Raw genomic sequence first — 19,788 nt, forward strand, 5'->3', positions numbered from 1 at the left:
AGGAATAATCAATGCGAATCGCTTTAGTGCTTGAGTATGATGGTAGCAAGTATCATGGCTGGCAAGCACAAACAGGATTGCATACCGTACAACAGGCTGTAGAAAATGCTTTATCTAAAGTAGCAGATCTTCCTATATCCGTAGTTTGTGCCGGGAGAACTGATACTGGTGTGCATGCAACAAATCAAGTAATTCATTTTGACAGCGAAAAGCAACGCAGTATTCGTGCATGGATCCATGGTGTAAATTCTTTTTTACCTAAAGATATTTGCGTGAAATGGGGAAAAGAGCTCTCTGAAGAATTTCATGCAAGATATTCTGCAACTGCGAGACGGTATCGCTATGTGATTTATAATAGTGCAATAAGACCAGCATTGTTGCGTAGCAATGTAACATGGCAATACAGACAATTAGATCATCGTCTAATGCATCAGGCAGCCCAGGTTTTATTGGGAGAAAATGATTTTACTTCATTTCGATCTGTTGAATGTCAATCGAATACTCCAATGCGGAATGTGTATAAACTTCAAGTGAATCGTATGGGGGATTTGGTAATAATTGATATTACTGCTAATGCTTTTTTACATCATATGGTAAGAAATATTGCTGGTGTTCTGATTGCAGTAGGCTCAGGAAAAAGACCCGTTTTTTGGGTGGAGGAAGTGCTTCAGGCAAAAGATAGACGGTTAGGTGCTGAAACAGCACCTGCTTATGGATTGTATTTAGTACAAGTGAATTATCCGCAAGAGTTTTCTATATTACAGAATTGCCCGGGGCCCATGTTTCTTTTGGAGAAATAATTGAATTCATCACGTGTACGAGTCAAGATGTGTGGCATGACGCGTAGCGAAGATATTGCCTGTGCTGTAAATTTAGGCGTAGATGCTATTGGTTTAATTTTTTATTCAAAAAGCACCCGATTTATTTCTATTGAACAAGCAAAGATTCTACTCAGAGATCTTCCTGCACTTGTGGATTCTGTAGCTGTTTTGGTGAATCCTGAACGAGATTTGGTGCAAAAAATAATAGAGGAATTGCCAATTCAGTTCTTGCAATTTCATGGTGATGAATCAGCAGAATTTTGCCAACAATTTAAAAAACCTTTTATTAAAGCGATACATGCAGATTCGGCAGAATGTATACAACAAGCAGCACGAGAGTTTTCGATGGCCCATGCTTTGTTATTAGATACGCCTTCTACTGCAGCAAGAGGAGGAACAGGGCTTGTTTTTGACTGGAAAATTATTCCAAAAGATATAAAACCTTATATATTGGCTGGGGGCATAGATGAATCTAACGTGCTTAAAGCAACTGAATCATGTCATCCTTACGCAGTAGATTTATGCAGTGGAGTTGAGGTCTCGCCTGGAATTAAAGATCATGGCAAAATGAGTCGGTTTATGCAGAAGTTATTGAATAGATAGTAAATTAGGTACCGCGAAGCGGAGTCTGGGATTTGAGGACGCTTAGTATGTTGCTTTGCTGTGCCCAGAATATATTTTAAGAAGTTGAGAAAGGTAAATTGATGAACAAGAAAGAACTTCCTGATGAACGTGGGCATTTCGGTCCTTATGGCGGTATTTTTGTAGCGGATACGTTGATGCATGCTTTGAAAGAGTTGGAAGAGGCCTACGCAAAATACCGACAAGATCCTGATTTTCTCGCAGAATTGCATGCTGAATTAAAGGATTATGTAGGACGGCCTAATCCACTGTATCATGCTCGACGCCTAAGCCAGGAAATCGGTGGCGCACAAATCTACCTAAAGCGAGAAGATTTGAATCACACTGGAGCCCACAAAATTAATAACACTGTGGGACAAGCATTACTCGCTAAGCGGATGGGAAAAACCCGAGTCATTGCTGAAACAGGAGCAGGACAACACGGGGTGGCTTCAGCTACTGTCGCTGCTAAATTAGGCTTGGAGTGCGTGGTTTATATGGGAGCTGAAGACATAAAACGCCAAGCATCTAATGTGTACCGCATGAAATTGCTGGGTGCGGAGGTTGTTCCTGTAACAGCAGGATCACGTACGTTGAAAGATGCATTGAATGAAGCCATGCGGGATTGGGTGAGCCATATTGATGATACATTTTATATCATTGGAACAGTTGCAGGACCACACCCTTATCCTCAAATGGTTAGAGATTTTCAATCAGTAATTGGTATTGAAGCAAAAGCACAGATTTTAGAAAAAACAGGCCGTTTGCCGGATGCTTTAGTTGCTTGTGTAGGTGGAGGTTCTAATGCGATTGGCTTATTTTATCCTTTTCTGAATGATACAGCAGTTGCTCTTTATGGTGTGGAAGCAGGAGGAAAAGGTTTGGATAGTGGCGAACATTCCGCCTCGCTTATAGCCGGAATACCAGGTGTTTTACATGGTAATCGAACTTATTTGCTTTGTGATGAACACGGTCAAATTAAGGACACTCACTCGATTTCTGCAGGTCTTGACTATCCTGGTGTAGGGCCTGAACACGCTTATTTGAAGGATACTGGGCGCGCGATTTATGAGGCAATTAATGATGATGAAGCGTTGCATGCGTTTCGAACCTTAACCCGTATCGAAGGCATTATTCCTGCACTTGAATCCAGTCATGCTATTGCCTATGCAATGAAACTTGCGAAGACAATGCCCGTAAATCAAAATATTATCGTGAATTTATCGGGGCGTGGCGATAAAGACATGCATACAGTGGCACAAATTGATGGAATTAGCGTATGAACCGAATTGACAGCACCTTGATGCGCCTTAAGGCAAAAGGTAAAAAAATGCTCAGTCCTTATATCACAGCTGGAGATCCTTATCCTGAGGTCACTGTGAATTTAATGCATGAATTAGTGAGAGCGGGAGCAGATATTTTAGAATTAGGTATACCTTTTTCCGATCCTATGGCTGAAGGACCAGTGATTCAACGCGCTATGGAGCGTGCACTTGCTCAAGACGTGCACTGCCATACTGTATTAAATATGGTCAAAGAATTTCGTGTTCAGGATCAAGAAACCCCGGTGATTGTCATGGGTTATTTAAATCCTATAGAGCATTTTGGCTATGAGCTTTTTGCACAACAAGCAGCAGAAGCAGGTATTGATGGAACCATAATAGTAGATTTACCTCCTGAGGAAAGCGAAGAAATTGCTAAAATCTGGCAAAAATATGGTTTGTACAGTATCTTTCTTTGCTCGCCTACAACTTCAGACGAGCGTATGGCCTTAATAAATAAGTTTGCTAATGGCTATTTATACTATGTGTCTTTAAAAGGCGTCACTGGGTCTGATGCACTTGATACAGCATCTTTAAAAGCCCAATATTTACACCGAAAAACTCAAACCAGTCTTCCTTTAATGGTAGGTTTTGGCATAAAAACAGCAGAAATGGCAGCAGAAATAGCTCGTTTTGCTGATGGTATTATTGTAGGGGCTGCTTTAATTACGCGCATACTTGATGCTTATAATACGAATAATGATATGTTACAAGCCGGAGCTGATTTAATTTATTCCATGCGACATGCTATGGACAATAATGGATAAAACGATGATTGAAATAACTGAAAAGCGAGCTCATTTTATAAGACAACTGATTGCTGATGAATTAGCCAGTGGTAAGCATAAATCTGTAATTACCCGTTTTCCACCAGAGCCTAATGGTTATTTGCATGTTGGACACGCTAAAGCTATTTGTGTGAATTTTGGTTTGGCACAAGAGTTTGGGGGAATTTGTTATTTACGCTTTGATGATACAAACCCTATTAAAGAAGAAGAAGAGTATGTCAATGCCATTATTGAAGATGTTCGTTGGTTAGGTTTTGATTGGCATGCTATGACCCACTCATCAGATTATTATCATGAGCTTTATGATTTCGCTGTATCTTTAATTAAAAAAGGTATGGCTTATGTTGATAGCTTAAGTATGGATGAAATTCGTGCATATCGCGGCACTCTACAGGAACCTGGTCGTGAAAGTCCTTACAGAAATAGGCCTGTTGAAGAAAGTTTAGACCTATTTGCGCGTATGAAAGCTGGGGAATTCCCTGATGGAGCACATGTATTGCGAGCAAAAATTGACATGCAATCAGGTAATGTGAACATGCGCGATCCTGTAATTTATCGTATTCGTCATGCACATCATCAACGCACAGGTGATGAATGGTGTATTTATCCTATGTATGATTACGCACACCCTATTTCTGATGCTTTAGAAAAAATTACTCATTCATTATGTACTTTAGAGTTTCAAGATCACCGACCCCTTTATGATTGGTTTGTTGATAATTTACCCTTACCTGCGAAACCGGTACAAACAGAATTTGCCCGTTTAAATTTGTCACACACCGTAACTTCTAAACGTAAGTTGCGTGAACTGGTTGAAAAAAAGGCAGTGTCTGGATGGGATGACCCTCGAATGCCTACTTTGCGAGCAATGCGTAAACGCGGATATCCTCCCGCAGCAATTCGTCAATTTTGCGAAGTAATTGGTGTATCACGCAGTGATTCAGTAATTGATATGTCGGTACTCGAAGAATGTGTCCGTGCTGAGCTGAATCGAATAGCGAAGCGTGCTTTATGTGTTATGGAACCGCTAAAGATAGTCATTGAAAATTATCCTGAGGACAAAACTGAACTATTAAAGCCCGCTTATAATCAACAAGATCCACATTCAAGCACACGTGATTTGCCGTTTTCACGAGAAATCTTTATCGAGCGTTCTGATTTTATGGAAGAGCCACCCAAAAAATATCATCGCTTATCACCTGGTGCTGAAGTACGGTTACGTCACGCTTACGTGATTAAATGCCGTGATGTAATTTATGATGAACAAGGAAATATTCTTGAATTACGCTGTACCTATGATGAAAATACTTTAGGAAAGAATCCTGAAGACAGAAAAGTTAAGGGGGTTATTCATTGGGTATCTTGCAAACACGCATATCCAGTGACTATATTGGAATATGATCGTTTATTCAATGATCCTAATCCTGGTCGAGAAGAAGATTTTTTCCAGTTTTTAAATCATAATTCATTACAAATAAAGCAAGGCTATTGCGAGCCGGCTTTAGCTAATCAACCATTAGGTGAAGTATTCCAATTTGAACGCTTGGGGTATTATTGTGTTAATGAATTAAAAGAGGGATCTGTTCGTGCTTTTCATCGTGTGGTGGATCTGAAGGATACTTGGGGAAAAGTGAGTTAAAAGGGGCAAATATGTTGCATTTATATAATTCTTTAACTAGAACAAAAGAGCCATTTGTATCTATTTCACCGGGAAAAATTGGTATCTATGTTTGTGGTATTACAGTATATGATCGATGTCATATCGGCCATGCTCGCTCTATGGTAGCTTTTGATGTCATTGTCCGCTATTTGCGTTCCCAGGGATATGATGTGAAATATATCCGTAATATTACGGATATTGACGATAAAATTATTGCACGTGCACATGAACGGGCGATACCTATAGATGAATTGACTGCTCAATATATTGCAGCAATGAATGAGGATACGCAGGCGTTAAATATTTTACCTCCGGATGTAGAGCCACGTGCTACAGACCATATTCATAGCATAATCCATTTAATTGAACGGTTACTTGCTAAAGGGAATGCTTATCTTAGTGATAATGGTGATGTATGTTATCAAGTCAATTCATTTGCTGATTATGGTAAATTATCAAACAAGGATCTAGAGGGGTTAATGGCTGGAGCCCGAGTTGAAATTGTCAAGGAAAAGCGTTCACCGTTGGATTTTGTTTTATGGAAAAAGGCAAAACAAGGCGAGCCTAGCTGGCCTTCGCCCTGGGGGGAAGGACGACCAGGTTGGCATATTGAATGCTCAGCAATGGCGATGAGTGAATTAGGTGAGCAGTTTGATATTCATGGGGGAGGCTTGGATTTGCAATTTCCTCATCATGAGAATGAAATCGCTCAAAGCGAAGCTGCAACTGAAAAGCCTTTTGCAAATTATTGGCTGCATGTAGGAATGTTGCAAGTTAATAATGAAAAAATGTCAAAATCATTGGGTAATTTTTTTACTATCGCCGATGTTTTAGCAAAACATCATCCAGAAGTAGTGCGTTATTTTCTTTTAAGTAGTCATTATCGTAGTTCATTAAATTATTCTGAAGAAAACCTGGCTAATGCTAAAAAGGCATTAACTCGCTTGTATCAAACAATCAAAGATAGTCGTTTTATTGCTGATGGTGAATTAGATAATCATTGGATAAACGAATTTAATCAAGCAATGAATGATGATTTTAATACCCCAGTTGCATTATCTGTTATGTTTCAGCTTAGTCATGAAGTTAATAAAAGTAATTCACCTATATTAGCGGCTACGTTGAAATATCTGGGAAATACTATGGGGCTGTTGCTGACAGATCCTTCGTCCTTCTTACAGTCAGGATTAGATGATGAGGACAAGGCATCAATAGAACAATTAATTAATGAGCGCTTGCAAGCACGCACTGAGCGTAATTGGGAACGAGCGGATCAGATAAGAGCAGACTTATTAAGTCGAGGAATCGAATTAGAGGATGGCGCAAATGGGACTACTTGGCGTAAAGTAGAATAAATTTAAAGTAATAGTGGACTCAGACCTTCCGCTTTTGCGGAAGGTAGCAAAATTCGAAACCATTGCAAGAGGTTCAGCTTTTCTACAGCAGCGAGCCTATTACAGGGCACTGTAAAATAAAATTTAGAGTAAGATTTGTTGTTTCTCTTCTCCCTTACTTGTGCCTAAGGTGACAGGATGTGATTGAGAGGCCGCGGCGTCAGTAAGGATCTATTAAATTTCACGATCTCTCCAGTATTAATCGCTGGGTTCCATCTTTTTTTATTGATGTTCTAGTACTTTTTAAGCGAAATAAAAAAGCGATGATTAAAAAAATCATCAAAATAAGTGCTATCCACCCCATGAGATAAAAGCAGTCGTCTAATGCTAAAGCAGTTGCTTGTCGGGTCAAATAGTAATTTAATTGAGCAGAAGCATGTTTTCCTTGAATATGTAAAAGTTTTGCTCGGGTTAGAAATAACTGGGTTTCCTGAGAAAATGCGGTTAAACTGCTGCCTAAACGCAAATGAAAAAAAACTTCTCGCCTGTGCCATAAAATGGAGAATAACGCAACTCCCAATCCACTTCCAATTAATCGTGATACATGGAAAAAGCAAATACATTCAGCCAGTTTTGTTTCAGGAAAAGTATGTATTGATAATTGGAAGAGGGGAGATAAAAATAGCGCAAGTCCAATGCCAGACAGGGCTCGAGAAAATGCAATTCGATTGAAATTAATATCTACATTAAAATAGCTGGTATAAAAACAAGAAATGGCAAAAAAAAGGAGGGCAATTATTAATGGAGGAAATGGTTTATATTGTTTTTTATTAAGAACAACCGGGATCCATCCACAAAAAGCCATTGTTCCTATAATTAAAGCAATCCAATCTGGAGTGTAATTGACATAGAGTTTCAGCCATAAAGACAGCAAAATGACCATACCGAAATAGATTGCAAATAGTAACGCAATGTAGATCATGGCTAGCGAAAAATAAAAATTTTTCAGCAGTTTTAAATCTACGATTGGGTTTTTAGCAGACCAACTGCGTAAAACAAAGAAGATAAAACTTATCACTCCTGAACTCAGTAAAAAAGTGATTAGGGAAGAACGAAACCAATCTAATTCTTGAGCCGTTGTCAACGCAGTCCCAATAAAAACCATGCTGACACAATAATAAAAATATCCAAGTTTATCAAAAACGACTTCTTTTACGGGTTCATGATATCTTCTATAACCATAGCCAACATACACAATTAAAAAGACACATAAAGGCACATTAGAAAAAAATAGAAATCGCCAATGATAGTCATAAGCAATCCATGCTCCATATGATGCACCAATGACTGGAATTATTGAAAGACAAATTAAGACCAGGGAAAGAATATAGACTTTATCCTTATTAGAAGATAACAAGGGGATAAGTGTACACGTAATTAGAAGAAACATTGCTCCCGAAGCGAATCCTTCTAAAAACCTAAATAAGATAAAATAAAAAAAATTGGTAGCGGTGGCACATCCCAAAGAGCATAAAGCGGTTAAACTGAGACAGACTACAAAAAGCTGTATGGGGCTTAAACGTGTTACTGCAGGTTTTCCCAAAGGGACTCCCAAGAGATTTCCGATACAAAAAAAACTGACGGTATAGGAGGTCATATAGGGGCTACCCCCTAGATCACTTACAATATAAAGACCAGCCATTATTGGTAAGGTGAGATTAAAAATGACTGCAGCAAGTGCTAAGAGCAAAATATAGAGAATCATTATTTTCTTCGCTCATTTAAAGCAAATTTATTTAAAATGAGAGGGGTATTAGCATATGCCTGAAGATTCGGATCTAAATTACTCTTAATAATTTCTGCGATTAGTTCTTTATCACCAGTCTCTTCTTTTTGAAAAATATCAGTCACATAATGAGGCGAGTCCGAATTAGATGTAGGTACTAAAGGACCATCTTGATAAGACAGATCAGTTGTAACTTCTAAAGAGAGACCAATTCGAAGAGGATGTTTTTTTAATTCATCTGGTACTAGAGCCACTCGAACAGGTAATCTTTGGACAATTTTAATCCAATTTCCGGAGAGATTTTCAGGGGGTAATAATGAAAAGGCATTACCTGCTCCTCCAGGTAAACCAACAATTTTTCCATGAAACACAACACTGGAACCATAAAGATCTGAAGTAAATTTAACTTTTTGTCCAATGCGCATTTTTTTTAGCTGTGTTTCCTTATAGTTGGCGTTAACCCAGATTTGATCCATGGGAATAATGGACATCAGCGGATCATTAGGGGAGACCCACATCCCTACTTGAATGGTTCTTTGCGCTACAAGACCATCTACTGGAGCATAAATTTTACATCGATATAATTGCACCCAGGCATCACGTACTTCTTGTGCTGCTTCCTGTACCCAGGGATGTTCAATAATCGAAGTGCCTTGTACAAATGCGAGCATCTTCTGGTAATTATTTTTAGTGCTTTTTAGAGAGGCTATTGAGGCTTTAAGATCGTCTTGTGCATGCTGATAATCTTCCAAAGAAACCCCTTTGGCATCAATTACATCATAGCGGTGTTTCAGATTTTGCTGTGCTTTTAAAAGTTCAGCTTTTTTTACGTCTATGTCTGCTGCCAATATAAATACATCGTGAAATGCCTGGCATACATCACGTACTGTTTGAGCTAGCTTTTTTTTCGCTTTTTCAAGCGCGATTAGAGCGTCGGTTTCATTTAAAGAAACAATCAGCTGTCCTTTTTTTACAAGAAAACTATCATCAGTATAAATACCTGTAACAAATCCAGGATGTAAGGATTTGATATAAACCTGGTTTCCCTGGACATAAGCATCATTAGTATAAGCCTGATTTCTCCAAACAAAAAACCAATATAAAAAAAGAATAAGAAACAAAACTAGAAGAATGATCGCAAAATAAAAAGAGGGGGATTTCTTTTTCATGAGTTTTTCACCAAGGGTATCGTATTTTGGTAGTAACCGCCTCCTAAGGCTTTGGTCAATTTTATTGAGGCCAGGTATTGGTTATAGAGTAAAGTAACATCTACAATCCTTTTTTGAATGACCTCTTCTTGCAAAAAATAAAGATCAAATAGACTATCTAGCCCTTTTTTCTGGCGCAAAGAACTGAGTTCATAACGTTGATTTGCCAATTCAACTACACGTTCTTGTTCTACCTTTTGTTGATAAATGTCTTCCGCAAATGCCAAGACATCAAGGACCTCCTGGGTACTGTATAGGATCAAGTTGTTATATGCATCAATTGCTGCATCGAATTGTGCTTTGCTTGCTTTGATATTGGCTCTTATCGCTCCCGCAGTGAAAATGGGCAAACTTAATGCTGGCCTAAACGCTGCTGTACCACTGGAGATATCAAAAAGTTTTTTCCAACCTGTACTTTCCAGACCAAGAAGGCCCACAAGATTTATATTGGGATAATACTCAGCCATTGCTGCCCCTGTTTTATAGGCCAAAGCCTTGGCACGCCAAATTTGCGCCATAAGATCAGGCCTGCGAGCTAAAAAATCCAATGGTAGTATTTGGGGAATATTCAGTGCCTTAGGCAAGCTTGGAAGTGAGGAATTGATTGACAATGGACTATCAGGCCCACGTCCGGTTAAAGTATTAATCAAGTGCTTATTTGCTGTAAGCTCATCGGTAATACTCGAAAGTAATTTTTTTGCTTCAAGTAGTTTTTCTGAGGTTTCTAATGCAGGTAATTTTGAAGAAAGTCCTTTTTGTACTAACAAATTTTGTAATTTTGCAATTTTTTGTCTCACGCTGATTAATTGAACATATAGTTCTTTTCTAATCAGATTTGTTTTATATGCGAAATACGCCTGTGCTGTTGCGGTACTTGTAATTAATTCTACTTCAGCTGCTTCTGCTTCTTGAGCTTTTGCTTCTCCCAGAGCAGCACGAAAGAGGTTACGGTTTTGCCCCCAAAAATCAATTTCATAATTAAATGAAAGTGAAAGATCTAACAAGTTGGCATTTAAAGGAAATGAGGGATTGAACGCACGATATAGTCCATTGTGACTGATATATTGTCTGTTCTCATCTGCATTAAAAAAGACTAACGGGAAAAGCACCGATCGTGTAACTATCGCTTGCTGTTTCGCTACCTCAATGCGCTTTTTAACTTCCTGAATAGATGGGTTGTAACCTAAAGCTTCTGTGACAAGGCGATTAAGTTCAGGAGAATTATAAGACAACCACCATTGTTTGTTTGGCCATTGTCCTTGAGAAAAAACTTTCTTTTTTTGCAGACTTTTTTTAATGGCATGTTCCATGCTGGGGACTGCTTTTATATGTTCAACTTGTTTTTGTTGAGGCAGAGAGATAGTGCAGGATGCTAATGCATATAAGCTCAAGCAAGCAATTCCTCTGATTAGCCACATAATAGATCCTTTAACAATAACCTAATTTCCATCTTATCATCATAAAATTACTTATATAGTAACCATTAGCACTTGATTTTCATAGGAGTTTTTGTCCGCTTGGGATAGTATTTAATGTGCACTGCAAAAAATAGGCTATAGTAAATATCATAATTACAAGGAGAGTATTATGAAACGGAGTTTATTAATAATATTGAGCTGCCTTATTTCTTTTTTTTATTCAACGGGTATTTTCGCCAACGACACCATTCGAGTGCAGGTGAAAACAAATGAAAAATCAGCTGCGGCATTGGGATTTGTAGTAGAAGGAAAAAAAAGCGGCACTGCAGGGAAATCATACTTAGGTAGAGGACCTTCGAATAAGAAATATGTTTTTGGCTTTAGAAAGCACACACCTTTTGGGGATGATATTATTTGTGGTTCTAAAACTTTAACAAAAGACAGTACAGTAACTTTGGTAGTTCTTGGAGATAACTGTTCGATTACAGTAGATTAACAGCAATTTTTTGCCACAAGGTATGACAAGTTGAAGCAGGATGCAGTCATTTTATGTTTATCTTATGGCAAGCAGGCGGAATGGTACACTAGATACCGGTTCAACGTCAGATTTAAAGAAACGAGTCCGGGAGCATAAAAAGAATAGGGTTCCAGGATTTACAGCCCAGCACAATGTGCATCTATTGGTTTATTATGAGGTTCATGAAGCCTATGCAGAAGCTGCTCGACATGAAAAACGTTTCAAAAATTGGTGCAGACAATGGAAGTTAAATTGGATTGAGGAGCTTAATCCAGAATGGCGTGATCTAGATGAAGAAACCTGCCATTGCCTAAGAGTGTCTGGATGCCACGGACAAGTTGCGGCACGCAGGTGGTGGGGATGAATGGTCAACACGCCTTAGTTAAAATGAACACCACTTTTGTATGCTATCCTTAATCATGATAGGTAATAATTGATCATACTAATTACTAATTGATCTAATTATGTTATAATCGCTGCTTATTTCTATACAAAAGGAAAGTTTATGAAATTAATTGAATATGTGCGTTCTAAAAACATTAATGAAGTTGAAACCAGATTATCAAACAGCTATATTGAGGACAAGGAAATCAATGATGCTTTTCAGGAAGCCTGTGGCTTAGGTTATAGTAATTTCGTAGAACTTTTTTTAAATGATAAAAGAGTTAATCCAAGCTCTCCCTCTATTCAAGCCATAGATTATTCATTCTCACCAAGTCTTACTGACTCCTTTGGACTACAACAAGCTTGTTATAATGGTCATTTAGATATCGTGGATCTTTTGCTCAAAGATAAACGCTCTGATCCATCTGCAGGTGATTATAGGTGTATAAAGTTAATTGTCGATAAAGCTGAGTCAAACAACAATTACAAGCAAATTCTACAAAAATTGACGGATTATTGTTGGAATAATTATCTGGATTATCGTACTGGATTAGGGGATAAGCTCTCAGCTAAAATCGATACAATTTTAGCCAAGGACACTTATAACTCTGATGAGAGTTATAGCATACGCCATCATAAATAAGGATCGCATGCAACAGAAAAGAAGGCTCTATTTTTTGAGTAACTTATTGAAAAGTTATTTACAAAAAGATCTATAGGGCGTGTCAACGCGCCCTACAATGTACGCCGCTTTTTCTATCAATATTCTCATAAATATTCTCTATATGTTGATGATTTAGAAATCCTTAATCCGGAACAGGATTATGCACTGGCTCGATTAGGCTATATCCGGGCATAAGCTCAATGTTATCACGATACTGTTAAATTGTGTCTTGCGTTAGGAGGTTAGGGCGTAGCGTATACAAATAATTTAATTTATAAAAAAAATATAAGATCCTGGATACAACATTCGCTCAGAACTCAAATAGCGTAGTACCTGTCTGACTATTAGGAACTGGTTTATTGGAGAAGGCCAGTATAAATTCGATCTGCAAGTTCAACAAAGATAATATACTGAATTTGTAACGAATAAATTAAATATAGGAATTAATAATGCCTCAGTTGACACTTACCATTTCTCAAAACATAAATGCAAATCTTATTAATTTTAAAAGTCTTTTCGAAAAGGTTCATAATACTCTGCGAATTGTACCCAATATGGACGTGAATACTGCTTATAGTGGAGTTATTCAAGAAATCTATTCTTATATTGGTTTTAATAACCCCAAGTCAGCAAAAGTTTACCTCCAACTTTACTGGATGGAAAATGAACAACGAGCCGCAATGAAATCAGAGTTAGGAAACGCTTTACTTGAGATTCTTGAGCATAGTATTGTCCCTGAAGTAGAAGAACAGGGGCTTATATGTATACCAAGAGTTAGAATTGCAAATCTTGGGGTGCTAAATCAAAGTTATTTCATTGGCGGAGCTTAATAAAGGCACAATGAAGTCAGCAGTTTGATATATAGATCTTTATATCAAACTGCTATTAAGCTCAGGGGGTATCAATTTCTTAATAAGTAGGTCTATCTTTATCTGCTTCATACCCATCATCATGCTCTATTTGAGGCTCTTTGCAAGTTTGCCTCATTCTTTCTTTAAAACCTGAAAAACGAGAGGAGCGTGATGATTTTTCTACATCAGCTTCATATCCATCTTCATAATCCTTTTCTTTGTGGCTGATGGCCTTTGTTAATTTAGATTTAAAGACGCTCGATTTTTTAAGGAGATCCTCATAAAACTCTTCTGGTTTTTGAGGATTATATTCTTTCATTTTCGAGTCTATTTTCTTAGTGCGGGAAATGACTGCTTCTGATTGCTCTTGAATTGCCTCTCGTATTGATAAATTATCAGTCTGCAACGCCTTGTCATTTGAAGATGCCTTTACTAACATGGACATTCCATACTTAAAGGCATCGTAGGGTTGTAGGGGAGTATTTTCTACATCTTCTCCTTTTTTTATGGCTCTTTCTATTAAATAGTGATTAACTCCCGCGGCTGTTTCTACAATAGTATGATAATCACCACGTTGAAAGGGAGCGACAGTGAGTGCTCCTGCCAGTGACTCAAAATTAGAGTTATCATCTAACCACGTGCTTCTGGGACCTTTTCCAGAGGAACATAGGCCATCGATTGCAGACAGTGTCAATGGACAAGTGCCTGAGGTATGTCCCCTGATTTCAATTCCACCTTCCACGGCCGCACCTATCCATGAGGGAAATCCTTTGCGGACCTCACTTCTAAATTTCCTTGAATCTAATGATTTTTGAGGTAGTTGATCTTCTTCTTCATTTTCACTTGCGGAAGATACATCTTCTTGCTCACCAGTAATGATGCTGCCTTCGTATGAGGGGTTAGGTTTAAGGAGTTCTTTGGCGATATCATCTTTAGCACGAGCAGTATAAATATCTCCAATAGGTCTGGTTAGTTTATCCTTCATAACCTCTTGAATTTTATCATCCATCATTTTTTGAGCAGGAGTTTCAGGTGTAAAAGGGGGCACAACCCAGGAGGCATGAATCGCTCTGTAGCCCATCGCTGTTCCAATTGTTTCAATTCCAGTGATTAATCTTTGCGGAGGAATGGTACCTGGCTCAGCCTCCAAAAATTCTCTAAATTTTTGTGCTGCCGTTTTTGTTGTACTGTCTTGAAAACCGCCTCTGGACATCTCAGATGATCCCCCTAAGAGCCAGGTAAGTGCTTCATCTGGCATTTTGCCAAATTCTTCGGCCATTCTTTGACGAGTAAATTCAAGCTGTTGAATTACCTCGGAGTCTGGGTGTCTCATTACTGCCCTGGATATTTCTTTGGTTTCTCGATTATTTTCTTCTAATAATTTTGTTTTTTTGGAAATTCTTCCTACACGTCTTTGTTCTGTGGATTCCTTGGCACTCCCAATATCTTTTAATATTTCAACGCGTGATCGAGACATATCATAATCTCCTACTACATTTTATGCTTATATAGTTGAATTATAGTTCAACTTGGGCGTTATTTAATATTTTGTGGGTTCTTAAAGATAATAAAAAAGTTTTAAATATAAAAATCAAGAGTGGTAGCAGAGGTGTGCTGTGAGAACTTTCCTATATATTGTATGTTGCCCAAGGTATGGTCTATTTTAACTTTGTGTTGTGACTCGAAGAATTTCAGCAAGCGAAGTATCGCCAGCAAGTACGCGTTTAAAACCATCATCGCGAATGCTAGGACTAGTTGGACGTAGATGTTCTTCCATAGTTTGTAAATCTTCATGACGATGGATCATGCCTCTTAATACTTCATCTATAGTGATAAGTTCATAAATTCCCGTTCTTCCTCTGTAACCTAAGTGATTGCATAGGTCGCAACCTTTAGGTTCAAAGACTTTGGATATGTCCGTCTCAGGCGTAAGCCCCATGAGTTCCATTTCATCATCTCTTAATTGATGCGGAGTTTTGCAATGGGAACATAATTTTCTAACGAGTCGTTGAGCAATAAGACCAACAATACTGGATGATAAAAGAAAGGACTCTACTCCCATATCGCGTAAGCGAGTCAACGCCCCTAATGCACTATTTGTATGTAATGTAGACAGTACCAGGTGTCCGGTAAGGCTGGCTTGAACTGCAATCTCAGCAGTTTCAAGATCGCGAATTTCCCCTATCATGACTACATCAGGATCTTGCCTGAGAATAGCCCTTAGCCCTTTAGCGAAGGTCATTTGCACTTTAGTATTAACTTGGGTTTGCCCTATACCTTCAAGATCATATTCTATTGGATCCTCAATGGTAAGTATGTTTCGTGTGACTTGATTTAGTTCAGTAAGCATGGCATATAATGAAGTTGTTTTACCAGATCCTGTTGGCCCTGTTACCAGGATTATACCATGAGGTTCTGCAATCATTTTCCGCATCGCCTTTAGGGTCGATTGAGGCATACCTAACAGATTTAAGTCTAATTGGGCTGCTTGTTTATCCAAGATCCTCAAAACTACGCGTTCCCCATGATTAGAGGGAAGAGTAGAGACACGTACATCGATATTATGGCCACCGATGCGTAGTGAAATACGTCCATCTTGTGGGATGCGTTTTTCTGCAATATCTAATTTCGCCATTACCTTTACTCTGGAAATGACCAGCGGAGCAATGGCACGTTGAATTTCTAAAACTTCATGTAAAACACCATCAATACGATTGCGTACCAAGACTCTGTCTTCATAGGTTTCAATATGAATATCGGATGCTTTTTGTTTTATTGCTTGAGTAAACAAAGCATTTAGTAAACGTATAATTGGGGCATCATCCTGGTTTTCTAATAAATCTTCGCTAACAGGAAGTTGGCTGGCGAGTAATGAAAGATCCATATCTTCTTCCATGCCTCCCGCAGCATCCAATATGGATGATTTAGATTGATAAACATGAGCTAGTTCTTGCTGGAAAGCAGACTCATCTACTCTTTTTAAAGAAAACTCACATTGTAATAAACGTTTTACTTCTGCCAGGGCTTGCAGGGACGTATTTGACAAATAATAAACGGTAGCCTGATTATTGGTCATTTCATTTGCCACTACGATCCCATTGTTTTTTGCAAAACTATAAGGGATTTGTAGGTATTTCTCTTCATGTTCCATTACTTGGTCACTAATAAAGGTGGACGACTAAACGGTTTAGGTAAGTCAGCACGTTTTAATGCGGGCATGACTGTTGAATTATTACTTTGTACAAATGCATCTTGTGACCTTAGCCAATCTAATTCATATTGGCGAATATTATTATATTTTTCTCCAGATAGATGCATCGTATCCCTTTCATTACGTAAGATAATAGGCTTGATAAAAACCATAAGAACTCGTTTTTCTCGGGTATTTATATTACGTTTAAATAAACGACCGACACCAGGTAGATCTCCTAGAACAGGTAGACGATTATTGTCATTATCTAATCTGTCTTGAGTTAATCCTCCCAGGACAACAATGTCACCACTTTCAACATGAACTGAAGTAACGATGCTGCTGATTCTAAAAGTTGGATTCACAGATGCTTCTGCAGTAGCTGGTGGATCTAAAGTATCATTGCCTTGATCGATTTGCATCTGGATTCCATTCCCGCGCGTAATTTGGGGGCGGACATAAAGGTGCAACGCAACATTGACTCGATCAAACGTTGTATAGGGGCTTGCAGGTGTTGTGCCTCCAGCATTGTTAGGATAATTTGTGGAAGCAACAGAGACTTGTTTTCCTACCAGGATTTTAGCTTGGCGGTTATCAAGAACCACAACAGAGGGGGTTGATAAAATGTTGGCTTTATGTGCTCTTGCCAAAGCATAAATTTGTGCCTGGAAATCTGCAATTTGAGTTTTACTATTGATGATCGCAAAGCCATTTCTAAAGCCACCTGGTTTTCCGGTTTGCTGATTGCTGCCCCATTCTATACCCAAATCATTGACATCATCTTGATTAATTTCAGCCACAAGTGCTTCGATAAGTAACTGTGCGGGTTTAATATCCAGTTGCCCTATGACTCGTTTTAGAATATGTATTACTGATGGGGGGGCATTGAGAATGATGGAGTTTGTGTTGGGTTCTGCAATGATTTGTACTGTAGGTTTCGTTGTTCCTTCATTTTGAGTTGTTGCCGATGTTGTATTTGCAGTTGCACCTGATGGAGTTAGCGAACCACCGGATACAGGATAAAGAGATGTAGAACTTTGTGTGGTTGCATTATTACTATTGTTGGCAAGATTAGAGGCAGGATTTGTACTGTCTAATGCTGGCCGTGTTATTGTTCCAATAGTTGTGCCAACATTACCGCTAAAGTTTGCTTGTGCGATACCAGCAAGGATAGGTACTAAATCTTCTGCTCTCAGATAATTAAGATAAACGACTTGAGTATTCGCATTAAGGCCTTCGGAACTTTCTTTATCCAGTTTTAAGATCAACATTCTAATTCGTATTCGGTCAGTTTTAGAACCACTGATTAGAATAGAATTGGAGCGATCATCGGCGGCGATGGTTGTTTGTGCCCGTGCTCCCCCCATATTGGGTTGAGTTTTTACCAGGTCTTTCAAGGTAGCGGCGATATCCATAGCTAATGAATGGCGTAAATGGATCATATCGATTCCACTAGTAGATGAATTATCTACCTGTTTGATTATATCAGCAAGGCTATGAATATTATTGGCACGACCTGATAAAATCAGCATATTAGAAGGGGCATAAGCTGAAATACTGCTCCATTGAGGCATTAATGGCCGTAAAACAGGAACTAATTGCTCTGCCGGGACGTAATGAACTGGTACTACAGCGACCATCATGTCGTCCCCATGAGGATGATGCTGTACTTCACCCAAAATATCAGGGGATTGTGTTTTTGCATCTATATTAGGAATAACTTTAATAACAGACCCGCTTGGGATAGCTGCATAGCCAGATACTTGTAATACTGAAAGAAAAACTTGATAAAGTTCATTATTATTCATTGGCGTTGAAGAAATAATCGATATTTTTCCTTGAACGCGAGGATCAATGACAAAATTTTTGCCAGTAACTCTTGATACTTCCGCTATAACCGCGCGAATGTCAGCGTTTCTTAAATTCCATAATTTGCTGTTACCAGGTAGTGGTTGAGCTTGCTCCTCTGTATTTCCAGTTTCGTTAGGGGGAGCGAATGAAGTAACTTGTTGATTAATATTTGAATTGACTTTTTTAGATAATTTATTTTGCAAATCTCGTGCAGCAAGGTAATCACTAATGGGTCCAATCTGTACAAGATAAAGTTTTTTATCAGATAAGTTTTTAATTTCTACTGGCTCATTCACAAGCAAAGAAAGCTCTTTTTTACGTTGCTGTGCATCTTTTTCTAAATTGAAAGCACCTGCTTGCAGAAAAAAAATAGTACTTCCATTTTTGGTTGTCGTGGAAATATTAATTTCGTTTGCATGAGTAAATGCAGAGCAAATAAATATTAAAAAAATAATAACAATAGAGCGCATTGAAAAACCGCAAAATCCTAATTAATTTACATAATAACTAAATTTACTAACTTACCATAGTTTTTTTGGCGAGTAATTAAGGGATTTTAAAAGAACATCACATTCTACTTTAAAAACCTTAACCATTTTGAAGATTAATCTACAATAATGAAAATAACTTTTTCACACTGTGAAATGAATATTGTTAATACTCATGGAGATGGAGCATTCCTCTTAGAATGCAGCGATATAATAAAGAGTATCATTGTAAAAAAAATTGTAACGAAAAAATAATGCTGTCATAAGCTGCTTTTTTCGGTGAGTGCTTCGAATCAGGTCTTAAAGAACTGGGAGCTTCGATGCTTATCATTACTTTTTCGAAAAGATGGGAGCCATTTAAAGGTACGCTATAAGGCGGAGTTTACAGGTTAGACCTTCCGCTTTTGCGGAAGGTGATGTTTTTTCGAAAATCTAGAGTTGATATCGAAACTTTAATCCCTACCCAGTCTGTGTTTTGCTGACATTAGTTTCTGAGTACTTGGACATTGAATAGAGTATTTTTTAATTGCAAATTAACACTATTGACTTAAGTCTAAAAATTTATACTAGTGATAAATTATAGCTTGGTAGATGGCTGAGCCTCCATTAACGATGATGAGTATGATAGTGTTGATTTGGATCCGTATGCTGGTGAGTATGTGTATGGTGATTATGGTAGTTAGGATGTGGCACCTGATGAGGAGTAAAAAAACCGTAGGGAGTAGACGTGACGACAACGGTTTGGGGTGGATTTGTTACTACAACAGTTTGGGGTGGATTTGTTACTACAACGGTTGTGTTTGTAGTGGGGGCATGGGTGTGTATGTGATTCGTTGTGGGGTGATTATGTGTATGAGTATTTCCTGCAGTTGATACATGTTTCAT

17 protein-coding genes are annotated in these 19,788 nt (G+C 38.3%); 10 read left to right on the forward strand and 7 right to left on the reverse strand.

Annotated features, from left to right (window positions below):
- Window positions 1-11: 11 nt before the first annotated feature.
- The 6 genes from truA (at window position 12) to cysS (ending at window position 6,567) form a co-directional block, all read left to right on the forward strand.
- Window positions 12-800, forward strand: coding sequence for a tRNA pseudouridine(38-40) synthase TruA (truA, locus tag EKG34_RS01020; protein WP_003632124.1), 789 nt, complete (start codon window positions 12-14; stop codon window positions 798-800).
- Window positions 801-1,424, forward strand: coding sequence for a phosphoribosylanthranilate isomerase (locus tag EKG34_RS01025; RefSeq protein WP_003632123.1), 624 nt, complete (start codon window positions 801-803; stop codon window positions 1,422-1,424).
- 101 nt (window positions 1,425-1,525) lie between these two features.
- The gene (gene trpB / locus EKG34_RS01030; protein ID WP_003632122.1) at window positions 1,526-2,725 is read left to right on the forward strand and encodes a tryptophan synthase subunit beta; all 1,200 of its coding nucleotides are present in this window, start codon (window positions 1,526-1,528) and stop codon (window positions 2,723-2,725) included.
- Window positions 2,722-3,531, forward strand: coding sequence for a tryptophan synthase subunit alpha (trpA, locus tag EKG34_RS01035; RefSeq protein ID WP_003632121.1), 810 nt, complete (start codon window positions 2,722-2,724; stop codon window positions 3,529-3,531). The genes trpB and trpA overlap by 4 nt, the downstream gene beginning before the upstream one ends.
- 4 nt (window positions 3,532-3,535) lie before the next feature.
- Entirely contained in the window at window positions 3,536-5,191 is a 1,656-nt protein-coding gene (locus EKG34_RS01040; protein WP_003632120.1) for a glutamine--tRNA ligase/YqeY domain fusion protein, read from the forward strand.
- 11 nt (window positions 5,192-5,202) lie between these two features.
- Window positions 5,203-6,567, forward strand: coding sequence for a cysteine--tRNA ligase (cysS, locus tag EKG34_RS01045; RefSeq protein WP_012979002.1), 1,365 nt, complete (start codon window positions 5,203-5,205; stop codon window positions 6,565-6,567).
- 220 nt (window positions 6,568-6,787) lie between these two features.
- Here cysS and EKG34_RS01050 read toward each other — a convergent pair whose 3' ends face one another.
- Genes EKG34_RS01050 through EKG34_RS01060 form a run of 3 tightly spaced genes read right to left on the reverse strand, consistent with a single transcriptional unit; the run spans window position 6,788 to window position 10,958 of the window.
- Window positions 6,788-8,311 carry an MFS transporter gene (locus EKG34_RS01050; RefSeq protein WP_012979003.1) on the reverse strand — a complete coding sequence of 508 codons (1,524 nt, stop codon included), beginning with the start codon at window positions 8,309-8,311 and terminating at the stop codon, window positions 6,788-6,790.
- Window positions 8,311-9,501, reverse strand: a complete 1,191-nt coding sequence (locus tag EKG34_RS01055) for an HlyD/EmrA/EmrK family protein (RefSeq protein WP_003632117.1) — start codon at window positions 9,499-9,501, stop codon at window positions 8,311-8,313. The genes EKG34_RS01050 and EKG34_RS01055 overlap by 1 nt, the downstream gene beginning before the upstream one ends.
- On the reverse strand, window positions 9,498-10,958 hold the full coding sequence (locus EKG34_RS01060; protein WP_003632116.1) for an efflux transporter outer membrane subunit: 1,461 nt from the start codon (window positions 10,956-10,958) through the stop codon (window positions 9,498-9,500). The genes EKG34_RS01055 and EKG34_RS01060 overlap by 4 nt, the downstream gene beginning before the upstream one ends.
- A gap of 169 nt (window positions 10,959-11,127) precedes the next feature.
- Here EKG34_RS01060 and EKG34_RS01065 point away from each other — a divergent pair, with 169 nt between their 5' ends.
- The 4 genes from EKG34_RS01065 to EKG34_RS01080 all read left to right on the forward strand — a co-directional run bounded on the left by EKG34_RS01065 (window position 11,128) and on the right by EKG34_RS01080 (window position 13,353).
- A complete protein-coding gene (locus EKG34_RS01065; protein WP_003632115.1) occupies window positions 11,128-11,454 on the forward strand; it encodes a hypothetical protein in 327 nt (108 codons plus the stop codon).
- Window positions 11,455-11,494: 40 nt separating this feature from the next.
- Entirely contained in the window at window positions 11,495-11,839 is a 345-nt protein-coding gene (locus EKG34_RS01070) for a GIY-YIG nuclease family protein (protein WP_012979004.1), read from the forward strand.
- A gap of 141 nt (window positions 11,840-11,980) precedes the next feature.
- Entirely contained in the window at window positions 11,981-12,502 is a 522-nt protein-coding gene (locus tag EKG34_RS01075) for a hypothetical protein (RefSeq protein WP_003632112.1), read from the forward strand.
- 470 nt (window positions 12,503-12,972) lie between these two features.
- Window positions 12,973-13,353 (forward strand): hypothetical protein, encoded by a 381-nt coding sequence (locus EKG34_RS01080; protein WP_003632111.1) that lies wholly within the window; start codon window positions 12,973-12,975, stop codon window positions 13,351-13,353.
- Window positions 13,354-13,432: 79 nt separating this feature from the next.
- Here the strand turns inward: EKG34_RS01080 and EKG34_RS01085 are convergent, their stop codons facing one another.
- The 4 genes from EKG34_RS01085 to EKG34_RS01100 form a co-directional block, all read right to left on the reverse strand.
- Entirely contained in the window at window positions 13,433-14,851 is a 1,419-nt protein-coding gene (locus EKG34_RS01085; protein WP_003632110.1) for a hypothetical protein, read from the reverse strand.
- Between the two features lie 186 nt (window positions 14,852-15,037).
- The gene (gene lspE, locus EKG34_RS01090) at window positions 15,038-16,525 is read right to left on the reverse strand and encodes a GspE family T2SS ATPase variant LspE (protein WP_003632109.1); all 1,488 of its coding nucleotides are present in this window, start codon (window positions 16,523-16,525) and stop codon (window positions 15,038-15,040) included.
- Window positions 16,525-18,885, reverse strand: coding sequence for a GspD family T2SS secretin variant LspD (gene lspD, locus EKG34_RS01095; protein WP_003632108.1), 2,361 nt, complete (start codon window positions 18,883-18,885; stop codon window positions 16,525-16,527). Before lspD ends, lspE begins: the two co-directional genes overlap by 1 nt.
- A 624-nt stretch (window positions 18,886-19,509) precedes the next feature.
- Window positions 19,510-19,788 carry a hypothetical protein gene (locus EKG34_RS01100; RefSeq protein ID WP_012979005.1) on the reverse strand — a complete coding sequence of 93 codons (279 nt, stop codon included), beginning with the start codon at window positions 19,786-19,788 and terminating at the stop codon, window positions 19,510-19,512.

This window comes from Legionella longbeachae (genome assembly GCF_004283175.1).
In the GTDB taxonomy this organism is placed as follows: Bacteria; Pseudomonadota; Gammaproteobacteria; order Legionellales; family Legionellaceae; genus Legionella; species Legionella longbeachae.

Excerpts from the sequence above, each read along its gene's own strand:
- truA (WP_003632124.1), top strand. The coding sequence starts at position 12 with ATGCGAATCGCTTTAGTGCTTGAGTATGATGGTAGCAAGTATCATGGC.
- trpB (WP_003632122.1), top strand. The coding sequence starts at position 1,526 with ATGAACAAGAAAGAACTTCCTGATGAACGTGGGCATTTCGGTCCTTAT.
- trpA (WP_003632121.1), top strand. The coding sequence starts at position 2,722 with ATGAACCGAATTGACAGCACCTTGATGCGCCTTAAGGCAAAAGGTAAA.
- EKG34_RS01040 (WP_003632120.1), top strand. The coding sequence starts at position 3,536 with ATGATTGAAATAACTGAAAAGCGAGCTCATTTTATAAGACAACTGATT.
- cysS (WP_012979002.1), top strand. The coding sequence starts at position 5,203 with ATGTTGCATTTATATAATTCTTTAACTAGAACAAAAGAGCCATTTGTA.
- EKG34_RS01050 (WP_012979003.1), bottom strand. The coding sequence starts at position 8,311 with ATGATTCTCTATATTTTGCTCTTAGCACTTGCTGCAGTCATTTTTAAT.
- EKG34_RS01055 (WP_003632117.1), bottom strand. The coding sequence starts at position 9,501 with ATGAAAAAGAAATCCCCCTCTTTTTATTTTGCGATCATTCTTCTAGTT.
- EKG34_RS01060 (WP_003632116.1), bottom strand. The coding sequence starts at position 10,958 with ATGTGGCTAATCAGAGGAATTGCTTGCTTGAGCTTATATGCATTAGCA.
- EKG34_RS01065 (WP_003632115.1), top strand. The coding sequence starts at position 11,128 with ATGAAACGGAGTTTATTAATAATATTGAGCTGCCTTATTTCTTTTTTT.
- EKG34_RS01070 (WP_012979004.1), top strand. The coding sequence starts at position 11,495 with ATGCAGTCATTTTATGTTTATCTTATGGCAAGCAGGCGGAATGGTACA.
- EKG34_RS01075 (WP_003632112.1), top strand. The coding sequence starts at position 11,981 with ATGAAATTAATTGAATATGTGCGTTCTAAAAACATTAATGAAGTTGAA.
- EKG34_RS01080 (WP_003632111.1), top strand. The coding sequence starts at position 12,973 with ATGCCTCAGTTGACACTTACCATTTCTCAAAACATAAATGCAAATCTT.
- EKG34_RS01085 (WP_003632110.1), bottom strand. The coding sequence starts at position 14,851 with ATGTCTCGATCACGCGTTGAAATATTAAAAGATATTGGGAGTGCCAAG.
- lspE (WP_003632109.1), bottom strand. The coding sequence starts at position 16,525 with ATGGAACATGAAGAGAAATACCTACAAATCCCTTATAGTTTTGCAAAA.
- lspD (WP_003632108.1), bottom strand. The coding sequence starts at position 18,885 with ATGCGCTCTATTGTTATTATTTTTTTAATATTTATTTGCTCTGCATTT.
- EKG34_RS01100 (WP_012979005.1), bottom strand. The coding sequence starts at position 19,788 with ATGAAACATGTATCAACTGCAGGAAATACTCATACACATAATCACCCC.